The following is an 8,943-nucleotide window of genomic DNA, read 5'->3' as shown; positions in this document are numbered from 1 at the left end:
CCAAACGACAAAAAGAGGAGGAAATCGACGCACCAGAATGATGTTTCTGAGCATCAGGGGTGGGTCAATTCTAGATGCAAAAAGTGGGTCAGTTCGCGGTGCAAATCAACAGCCGACCGTCACGCGGCTGTAGCGGGTTCCCAAGGCCAGTTCCGACTCGCCCGACAGGATCTCGACCTGGTCCTCGGGCGGGAAATAGCTTGACCAGTTCTTCGCGTCGACGAGCAGCTTCCACACCACTTCGGGCGGCGCTTTCACGTCGATGTCGTTGAGGGCGTAGATGGCTGACGTTTTCGGGTCGTAGCGCTCTGGCCAGATGACATGGTCATACATGGTTTACAGCTCCTTCTTGAACAGATCCTGGAAAATCAGGGGCGCCCAGCTCTTGTCCCGGGCCTGCACGAGCTGACCGCCCTCGGCGATCCTGCCGAGACTGACCGCCGCGTAGCCGAGCCGCTCGACTAGGGCGGCGACCGTCGCGCTTGCAGCCTCGTCGTCGCTGGACAGAAAGATGACTCGACGGCCGCCGACACTGACGGGATTCTCGGCGAGTACTTTGGCGGGCAAATGATTGAACGCCTTGACAAGGGATGCGCCCGGAAACGCTTTCGCTACGATCGCCGAGGATGGCTGGCTGCCCAGTTCGGAGAGCGGCACGCCATAGGCATTGGTGGCGTCGATGACGACTTTGCCTTTCCAGTTCGCCGCAGCTCTGGCGACGTCGCGGTGGGCCCGGAACGGGACCGCCAGAATGATCACATCGGCCTCGAGCGCCGCTTGGAGCGTGAGGGGCACCACCTTGTCGCCCAGTTCGCGGGCCATAGATGCGATTGACTCCGGCCCGCGTGTGTTAGCGATGCCGACCGTGATGCCGCTCCGGGCGAACTGACGGGCAATGGCGGCGCCGACGCTGCCGCTGCCAATGATGGAAGAGGTCATAACAACTCCTGAGTTGGATGGGTTCCGGTCTGCGCCATGTGCAGTACAGCGAATGAGCCTCACAAGAACGCCGCTGCGTTGGGAGAAATAATGGCAGTGCGATATGCATCTGAGAAGCCGGGATATCGAGATACAATCCATCTACCTCAGAGATGGATTACTTGACAAATGCTGGATGGAATCTCGCTGGATCAGCTCAGAACCTTCATCGCTGCTGTGGATGAGGGGAGCTTCTCGGCTGCCGCCCGAAGGCTCAACCGGGTTCAGTCCGCGGTGAGCGGCTGGGTCGGCGGACTGGAAGATCAATTAGGCGTCGCGCTGTTCGACCGCTCCGGCCGGTTCCCGAAGCTCACACCGGAGGGCGTGCTGTTGCTCGCTGACGCCCGCAACGTCGTCTCCGGGGTCGACACGCTAAAGGCACGAGCCAAACTCATGACTTCGGGAGTGGAGGCGGAACTCTCAGTGGTGGTCGACGTTTTCTTCCCCACGTCGGTGGTCAGCGCCGTCGCCAAAGCATTCGCAGAGCATTTTCCGCTGACGCCGCTGCGGCTTTTCGTCGAGGGCCTGGGAGCGGCCTATCAACCCGTTCTCGACGGGCGATGCAGTTTGGGCATCCTGCCACCGCTGCCGCAGGCTTTCCCGTCATTGGTTAGCGAGCGGCTTGGCGATCTGCCGCTCGTCGCAGTTGCTTCGGCGCACCATCCTCTCGCAGGCGTGGGTCATCGCATACCACGGCGTGAACTTGCCAAACACGTCCAACTGGTCCTGACTGACAGGTCGGATCTGACCGCAGGTCGTGACTTCGGGGTTGCGTCAGCCTCCACCTGGCGTCTGGCGGATTTGTCGACGAAATACGCGTTTCTCAAAGACTGCGTGGGGTGGGGAGGAATGCCCTTGCACATGGTCGAGCAGGACATCGAGGCAGGTAGATTGGTCATTCTGGACGTGGACGAGATGCCGCCTAGCGGCTGGATGCTGACCATGTCGGTATATCACCAACCCTCGCGGCCTCCAGGACCCGCGGGCAAATGGTTCGTCGACCACTTGAAGGCTCTATGGGAGCAATCTGACGGCGTCCACGCGCCTTAGGAGGTTTGGGCTCTCTTCTTGCAATGTTTGCCTTTTGGACATCCCGGCAGTTATTTGATCAGGTTCCCGCTGCCTGGCGACGACCACTTCTGGCCGGATATCTTTACGTAAGCCACATCGGGATGATCGACATCACAAGAAGTAGCGCTAACGTCCGGTTTAGTAGTCGCCATTGCAGGTCAGTCCGCAACAGACGGGCGAACAGGAGAGGGGCCGCTACATGGCAGGTAGATAAAACCACAGCGCGGGGTACCCGCGCTTAATCACGAAAGCAGTCGTTCACAGACATCGAATTCAATCGGACGTCGCGGTCAGGACTGAGAACGCCGGCTGATTCTTTACGCTGGGGCGCTCCTGCATCCTTGCGTACCACGCCTGAAGCGCCTCGTACTTCGGAGGCACCGGTAGCTTCACAATCGACGCAAAGATCAAACCGCCGATGACCGCGATGTCGGCCATCGAAAAGGCTTCCCCGGCGACAAATGGTTGTCTTTTCAGAACGTCGTCGAAGTACTGCATGCCCCTCAGGGCTTTGTCGCGTTGACGGAATCCCCACTCGGGGTTCTGATAGATTTCAACGTCCGGCCCCAGCCCCGGCGTGCTGTGGTGGAAATAGACGCTGATGGCATCGAGCAGCTCCAACTCGGCGCGCTTGTTCATCATGTGGATCAAGCCCTTCTCGAGCGGTGTCCTGCCAGTGAGGGTGGGCTCGCCATCAAGCGCATCGAGGTATTCGGTAATCGCCGTGCACTCGGCAACGAGGGTGCCGTCGTCGAGCTCCAGCACCGGCAGCGTGCCCGAGTAGTTCTTCTGGGCGATGAACTCAGGCTTTTTGTGTTCCCCTTTATAAAGATCGACCATGACGAACTGGACGCGCGATTGCAGCTTCTTCTCGGCCAGAGCGATGCGCACGCGTGTCGGATAGGGGCCGCTTGGAAAGTCGTAAATCTTCATCATAGGAAGTTGGGTTTCGTCGAAATGGATGATGTCGGAACTCACTGCTTGCCTCTCTATAGGTTGATTCCATCGGAAAAAGCGGTAGGCGGAACTCATCGTTTATCTGCCTACCTAACGTTCGTTAGAGTAAACATAAGGGCTATAATGTTGCCTGTCAACATCCATTTCCTGATTACGAGGGCGGCAGCGGTGAGGAATGAAGCGAGTTCAAATTCCAGGGAGCGAATCCTGACGGCCGCCACAAGGATTGCGCAGGCGCATGGCTACAGCGGGTTGAATTTTCGTGATCTGGCTGAAGATGTCGGCATCAAGGCCGCAAGCATCTACCATCACTTCACGAACAAGGCCGAGCTCGGTGCGGCAGTAGCGAGGCGCTATTGGGAGGATTCAGCGGCTGCTCTGGATACCCTGCTGGCCGAATCCCCGGACCCGGCCAGCTGCCTGCGCCAATATCCCGATACCTTTCGCAAGGCACTCGAAAGTGGTAATCGCATATGCCTGTGCAGCTTCATGGCCGCCGAAAGCGATGACCTGCCGGAAGCGGTGATGAAAGAGGTCTACACGTTTGCCGATGTCAATGTTGCGTGGCTGGGTAAGGTTCTGTCCGCTGCGGCCGTGGTCAGTACCGCAGAGAGCGAAGGGCGGGCTCGCGCGATCTTCGCCGCCGTCGCCGGTGCTCAGCTCATTGCCAGGAGCCGCTCGGATATCTCGCTGTATGACGCGTTGATAGAGAGCTATCGCGTGACTGGCCTCCTGCCGGCATAGCGGTGCATCGGCCTTTTCGGACTTCGTAAGCCGGAGTCTACGGGGCTGCTTTTCGGAAGAGGCAGACCGACGAATTCGGGGCAGGCGACCTGCTCACTGTCGCTTCCTGGCCGGTCATTGCCGCATGTCAATCACATTGGTCGACCGAATCTCCCGACACGCTGATCATGGCAGACCGCAACGCATACGTAACCGGCCGTTCGATGTTGCCTCACCGGTCCGCCGCGACAGCATCAACGCGTGGCGGCGCGCTGGTGATTGCCCGTCAGCTCCACTACGAAGTCAAGAAAAGCGCGGGTCTTTGCCGGCACGTGGTGCCGGGATGCGTAGTAGACGTATAACGGATACCGTTCGTCTACCCATTCGGGAAAGAGATTGATCAATCGGCCGTCGGCAATCAGGGGCTCGGCACCGAGCAGCAACATCTGAGCAATTCCGGAACCGGCGAGACATGCGTTGAGGAGGGCGCCCGGATCGTTGACCGTGAGTCGTCCCTGGGTGTCGACCACAATGCGTTTTCGTTTGCGATGAAATTCCCACTGGAACGGCTTGCCTGTCTCGGGGTTGCGAAATTCAAGGCATCTGTGGCTCCGACCTTCCAGGTCCGCGGGTTTTGACGGCCGTCCCCAGCGAGCAACGTACGAGGGCGCTGCGACCGTCACGATGCGGGTGTCGAGCAGCTTTCTCGCGATCAGGGTAGACGCTTTGGGTTCGCCGAATCGCACGGCGAGGTCGAAGCCGTCCATGACGAGGTCGCCGAGACTGTCTCGCGCGATGAACTCGATTTCGAGTTCGGGGTGTGCGTCCATGAACGCATCGAGTTGTTGCCCGAGAATGGTCCGGTAGACGACAGGATCCAGATTGATTCTCAGCTTTCCACGCACAGCGGACGCGCCACCTGCCGCAGCGGCCGCTGCTTCCTCAAGCCCGGCGAGATGGGGCATGACCTGCTCGTAAAAGCGGCGGCCCTCTTCAGTCAGGGAGACGGAGCGCGTTGTCCGGCTGAAGAGCCGGATGTTCAACCTTTTTTCCAGCCGCGCAATCGCCCGACTGACGCCCGGCGGCGTCATTCCTATCACCTCCGAAGCGGCCACAAACGTTCCCGCATCCACTACGGCGGCGAACACGCTAATGCTGCCGGAAAGCTTCTCGCTACTGGATCTCATGGTTGCTCAAGTTAATACGTGTGGCGGAGCGCGATCAATCCGGTGAAGGAGAACGCTGCGCCGCTCAGCAGTGCTGGACGTGTCCGTCGATCATGCCAAATCGGTGACTCGTTGTCACTTATCTGATGACATCCATGTCATTTTGTTTCGTTTGGTGCTTGTCCAGAATACGTCTCACCGAGACATCCGCTGGACGCATCAACGGGAACCGGTCGCGGCGCGCGTTTTTCGCCAATCACTGAAGCACTGTAATGCCGCGATTCATTCATTCATTCGGGAAGAAACGAAAAATGGCAGTTCAAACAGATCGTCGTCGTCTTCTGAAAGGAGCGTCGAGCCTGCTGGCTCTTGCGACACTTGGTGGCGTCGCAAGCCGCGACGCGCGGGCAGTACCGCAGCGTCCGCGTGGCGACGCCGCGCTAGCCCATCACCCGGCCTACAGTTCGATCGATCAGTGCCTGCAACGGGCGGTGGACGACGGCACGGTTGCCGCTGTTGTCGCAATGGGCGCAACCGACCGCGGACTGGTTTACGAAGGAGCATGTGGCCGGGCGAACGCCCGCACTGGCGAGGCCATTAGTCCTGACACAGTCTTCTGGCTCCTGTCGATGACAAAGGCGATTACCGCAACCGCGTGCATGCAGCTCATCGAACAGGGCAGACTGCGGCTGGATCAACCTGCGGGCGAGATCCTGCCGCAATTGAAGTCGCCTCAAATTCTCGACGGATTCGACGTTTCCGGGCAGCCCAAGCTGCGTCCTGCGCGCAATGCGATCACGGTGCGCCATCTCCTCACGCATACCTCCGGCTTTACCTACAGCATCTGGAGCGACAAGCTCAGCCGGTACGAGACGGTGACAGGCATGCCGGACATCGGCTATTCGATGAACGGTGCATTCGCGGCGCCGCTCGAGTTCGAGCCGGGCGAGCGCTGGGAGTACGGCATCAGCATGGACTGGGTCGGCAAACTGGTCGAGGCCGTGACCGATCAGTCGCTGGAAGTCTACTTCCGCGAGCACATCTTCGATCCGCTGGGCATGCGCAACACGGGCTTTCTCATCGGTAGCAAGCAGAAGCAGCGCGTCGCGACCATGCACAGGCGTCAGGCCGACGGCTCACTCGCGCCCGAGCCGTTCGAGATCAACCAGCGCCCCGAATTTTTCATGGGCGGAGGCGGACTCTTCAGCACGCCGCGCGACTACATGGCGTTCCTGCAGATGCTGTTGAACGGCGGCACGTATCGCGGCGAACGCGTGCTACGCGCCGACACCGTCGCGACGATGTTCCGCAATCAGATTGGCGATCTGCAGGTCGCGGAAATGAGAACGGCGCAGCCGTCGTGGTCGAACAGCTTCGATCAGTTTCCGGGTACGGCGCACAAGTGGGGGCTGTCGTTCGACATCAATACAGAGCAAGGACCCCACGGACGAAGCGCAGGCAGCGTGAGCTGGGCCGGGTTGTTGAACACCTACTTCTGGGTGGATCCGGTCAAGCGGGTCGCGGGATCAATCTTTACGCAGATGCTGCCCTTCTACGATGCGCGCGTCGTGAACCTGTACGGACAGTTCGAGCAGGCGTTTTACGACGGTTTGCGTCGCGCCTGAGCGATTGACCGTCGGCACATCGACGCTGAATCAACCGATATATCCACACATGGAGAACGAGCAATGTATGCAATCACAGGAATCACCGGCAAGGTGGGCGGCGCACTGGCCCGCGAACTGCTGGCTACTGGTCAGCCGGTGCGCGCAGTCGTGCGCGATGCGACGCGGGCCGAGGCTTGGGCAGAGCGAGGTTGCGAGATCGCGACGGCTTTCATGGAAGACTCTTCGTCGCTCGCCGCCGCGTTCGAAGGCGCGACGGGCGTTTTCATCCTGCCGCCTTCGGAGTTCGACCCGGAGCCCGGGTTCCCTGAAGCGCGCACAGTGATAGAGGCTGTGTCCGCAGCACTCCTGAAGGCACGGCCCGACAAGGTCGTTTGCCTCTCGACGATCGGCGCGCAGGCCGACGAGGTCAACCTGCTCACTCAACGCACGCTGATGGAGCAGGCGCTGCGCGAGATGCCGATGCCCGTGACGTTCCTGCGGCCTGGCTGGTTCATGGAGAACGCCGCATGGGATGTTGCGTCTGCAAGCGACGATGGCGTCATTGCGAGTTACCTGCAGCCGCTCGACAAGCCGGTGCCGATGGTCGCCACCGCGGATGTAGGCCGCGTTGCTGCTGAACTGCTTCAGCAGACGTGGCGCGGTGTGCGCGTCTTCGAACTTGAAGGGCCACGCCGGGTGAGTCCTAACGATCTCGCAGCGGCTTTCGCCGGCGTGTTGCGTCGTCGGGTACGTGCGGAAGTCGTCGAAAGGCAGACGTGGGAAGCGCTGTTCCGCACGCAGGGCATGAAGCATCCTCTACCTCGCATGCGCATGCTGGACGGCTTCAACGAAGGCTGGATCGATTTCGAAAGCAGTTCTGGCGAAATGTTGCGCGGCCACGTCGAACTGGAGACCGTTCTGGGCGAGCTTGTGTCGCGTCGAACCTGACCAGAGCCGATAGCGCGACGCGTGGACTCTGGGTCTTTCTATACCGATGCATCAGGTTTTCGTTCAAACAAGGAATACACGATGGAATACAGCACGCTTGGCAGAACTGGTCTACGCGTTTCACGGCTGAGCCTGGGCGCAATGACTTTCGGTGCTGGCTCGGGCATCTGGGGCAATATTGCCGGCTTGAACAGCGATCAGGCCGCCCGGCTCGTCGCGATGGCCGTGGAACGCGGCGTCAATCTGATCGACACAGCGGACGCCTATTCGCAAGGTCGCTCAGAAGAGGTCGTGGGCCATGTGCTGAAAGCGCTGGGGCTGGACGAAGATCGAATGCTCGTCGCGACCAAGGTTCGGCTACGCACCGGTACCGGCCAGAACGAAGTGGGATTGGGCCGCTCGCACATCATGCGCTCGGTCGAGACAAGCCTGAAGAGACTCGGTCGCGATCACATCGACCTGTTCCAGTTGCATGACCGTGACGCGCTCGTTCCGCTCGACGAGACGCTTCGTGTGCTGGACGATCTCGTTACTCAAGGCAAGGTCCGCCACATTGGCGTGTGTAATTTCAGTGCAGCCGATCTCGAGCGAGCCGTCGGCATAACGTCCCGTACCGATCGGGCTCGTGTCGTGAGCAATCAGGTGCACTATTCGCTGACGAGTCGCGATATCGAACACGAAATCATGCCGGTTGCAGCGACAAACACAATGGGCCTTCTGGTCTGGAGTCCGCTCGCAGGTGGTTACTTGAGCGGCAAGTACTCGCAGAATGGCGAAGCTGCCGGGCGGCGTGCCAAACTCGACTTTCCGCCAGTCGATACAGTCAGGGCGGAGCCGATCCTCGCAGTATTGCGTGAAGTCGCCGACGAACTTGGGGCCACGCCGGCTCAAGTCTCATTGGGCTGGTTGCTCGCGCGCGAGCAGATCACTTCCGTCATCGTCGGAGCCCGCACGTGCGAGCAGCTCGCAGCTAACCTCGACGCACAAGATCTCGCACTAACATCCGAACAGTGCGGGCGGCTCGATAAAGTATCTGAACCGTCAGTTCCCTTCCCCTACTGGATGCAACGCTTCCATGACGGGGATCGCACCTGCGGATGAGTGGCGGGGAGTTCGGAATCTTGCCTGCGCTCGTGCGGCATCAGCAACTCGGGTTGCGGCGGGCCGCCGCGGCCGTTTGAAAAACGCTGCGAAGGTAATCGTTTTCATAGCTGTGCCGCTGCGGAAAAATGATTATGCTTTTCACACGGAATTCATTTTAATTACAGCTGCATTTACCGATGATTGATCAGTTCACAGGTAATCCGGCGGGGTTGGCGAAGTTGCGACTACCCCGACGGGATTAAAATTTGTTTCAGTATTGAAGCATTTTCGCACACGCATTTTCTACCCCATGCCAAAGCTGGGGCAGTAAGTCTTGCGGTCTGTGCGTTGCCGCACTGTGGCGGTCCGGGCGCCGCCATGGGGTTGCTCCGGTTTAACCCGGAATTGCA

Annotated in this window: 9 protein-coding genes; 5 read left to right on the top strand and 4 right to left on the bottom strand. The window is 59.8% G+C overall.

All coding sequences use genetic code 11. The features are described 5' to 3' along the window. Positions 1–105: 105 nt before the first annotated feature. Positions 106–333: an SRPBCC family protein gene (locus JMY24_RS23190; protein WP_236597481.1), complete on the bottom strand. Its 228-nt coding sequence runs from the start codon at positions 331–333 to the stop codon at positions 106–108. A 3-nt stretch (positions 334–336) separates the two neighbouring features. Then, the gene (locus JMY24_RS23185) at positions 337–939 is read right to left on the bottom strand and encodes an NADPH-dependent F420 reductase (protein WP_128596968.1); all 603 of its coding nucleotides are present in this window, start codon (positions 937–939) and stop codon (positions 337–339) included. A 168-nt stretch (positions 940–1,107) separates the two neighbouring features. Here JMY24_RS23185 and JMY24_RS23180 point away from each other — a divergent pair, with 168 nt between their 5' ends. Further along, complete coding sequence (locus tag JMY24_RS23180; RefSeq protein WP_128596967.1) at positions 1,108–2,028, top strand: LysR family transcriptional regulator; 921 nt, start codon at positions 1,108–1,110, stop codon at positions 2,026–2,028. A 294-nt stretch (positions 2,029–2,322) separates the two neighbouring features. Here JMY24_RS23180 and JMY24_RS23175 read toward each other — a convergent pair whose 3' ends face one another. Next, positions 2,323–2,982 carry a glutathione S-transferase gene (locus JMY24_RS23175; protein WP_413231264.1) on the bottom strand — a complete coding sequence of 220 codons (660 nt, stop codon included), beginning with the start codon at positions 2,980–2,982 and terminating at the stop codon, positions 2,323–2,325. 192 nt (positions 2,983–3,174) lie between these two features. On the opposite strand from JMY24_RS23175, the gene JMY24_RS23170 reads away from it, so the two are divergent. After that, a complete protein-coding gene (locus JMY24_RS23170; RefSeq protein WP_128596969.1) occupies positions 3,175–3,750 on the top strand; it encodes a TetR/AcrR family transcriptional regulator in 576 nt (191 codons plus the stop codon). Between the two features lie 233 nt (positions 3,751–3,983). On the opposite strand, the gene JMY24_RS23165 is transcribed toward JMY24_RS23170, so the two are convergent. Beyond that, complete coding sequence (locus JMY24_RS23165) at positions 3,984–4,916, bottom strand: LysR family transcriptional regulator (RefSeq protein WP_128596965.1); 933 nt, start codon at positions 4,914–4,916, stop codon at positions 3,984–3,986. A 290-nt stretch (positions 4,917–5,206) separates the two neighbouring features. On the opposite strand from JMY24_RS23165, the gene JMY24_RS23160 reads away from it, so the two are divergent. From JMY24_RS23160 to JMY24_RS23150, 3 genes are all read left to right on the top strand, one after another. Further along, complete coding sequence (locus tag JMY24_RS23160) at positions 5,207–6,520, top strand: serine hydrolase domain-containing protein (protein ID WP_128596964.1); 1,314 nt, start codon at positions 5,207–5,209, stop codon at positions 6,518–6,520. A gap of 63 nt (positions 6,521–6,583) precedes the next feature. Further along, positions 6,584–7,450 carry an NmrA family NAD(P)-binding protein gene (locus JMY24_RS23155; RefSeq protein WP_128596963.1) on the top strand — a complete coding sequence of 289 codons (867 nt, stop codon included), beginning with the start codon at positions 6,584–6,586 and terminating at the stop codon, positions 7,448–7,450. Between the two features lie 81 nt (positions 7,451–7,531). Beyond that, the gene (locus JMY24_RS23150) at positions 7,532–8,551 is read left to right on the top strand and encodes an aldo/keto reductase (RefSeq protein WP_128596962.1); all 1,020 of its coding nucleotides are present in this window, start codon (positions 7,532–7,534) and stop codon (positions 8,549–8,551) included. Positions 8,552–8,943 lie beyond the last annotated feature (392 nt).

Origin of the sequence: Paraburkholderia kirstenboschensis, from assembly GCF_904848585.1 — a bacterium.
GTDB lineage: Bacteria > Pseudomonadota > Gammaproteobacteria > Burkholderiales > Burkholderiaceae > Paraburkholderia > Paraburkholderia kirstenboschensis.
The sequence above is the reverse complement of the archived record's forward strand: the minus strand, read 5'-3'. Positions and strand labels throughout refer to the sequence as shown.

Coding starts and splice junctions, on each gene's coding strand:
- JMY24_RS23190 (WP_236597481.1), bottom strand. CDS start 333: ATGTATGACCATGTCATCTGGCCAGAGCGCTACGACCCGAAAACGTCA.
- JMY24_RS23185 (WP_128596968.1), bottom strand. CDS start 939: ATGACCTCTTCCATCATTGGCAGCGGCAGCGTCGGCGCCGCCATTGCC.
- JMY24_RS23180 (WP_128596967.1), top strand. CDS start 1,108: ATGCTGGATGGAATCTCGCTGGATCAGCTCAGAACCTTCATCGCTGCT.
- JMY24_RS23175 (WP_413231264.1), bottom strand. CDS start 2,982: ATGAAGATTTACGACTTTCCAAGCGGCCCCTATCCGACACGCGTGCGC.
- JMY24_RS23165 (WP_128596965.1), bottom strand. CDS start 4,916: ATGAGATCCAGTAGCGAGAAGCTTTCCGGCAGCATTAGCGTGTTCGCC.
- JMY24_RS23160 (WP_128596964.1), top strand. CDS start 5,207: ATGGCAGTTCAAACAGATCGTCGTCGTCTTCTGAAAGGAGCGTCGAGC.
- JMY24_RS23155 (WP_128596963.1), top strand. CDS start 6,584: ATGTATGCAATCACAGGAATCACCGGCAAGGTGGGCGGCGCACTGGCC.
- JMY24_RS23150 (WP_128596962.1), top strand. CDS start 7,532: ATGGAATACAGCACGCTTGGCAGAACTGGTCTACGCGTTTCACGGCTG.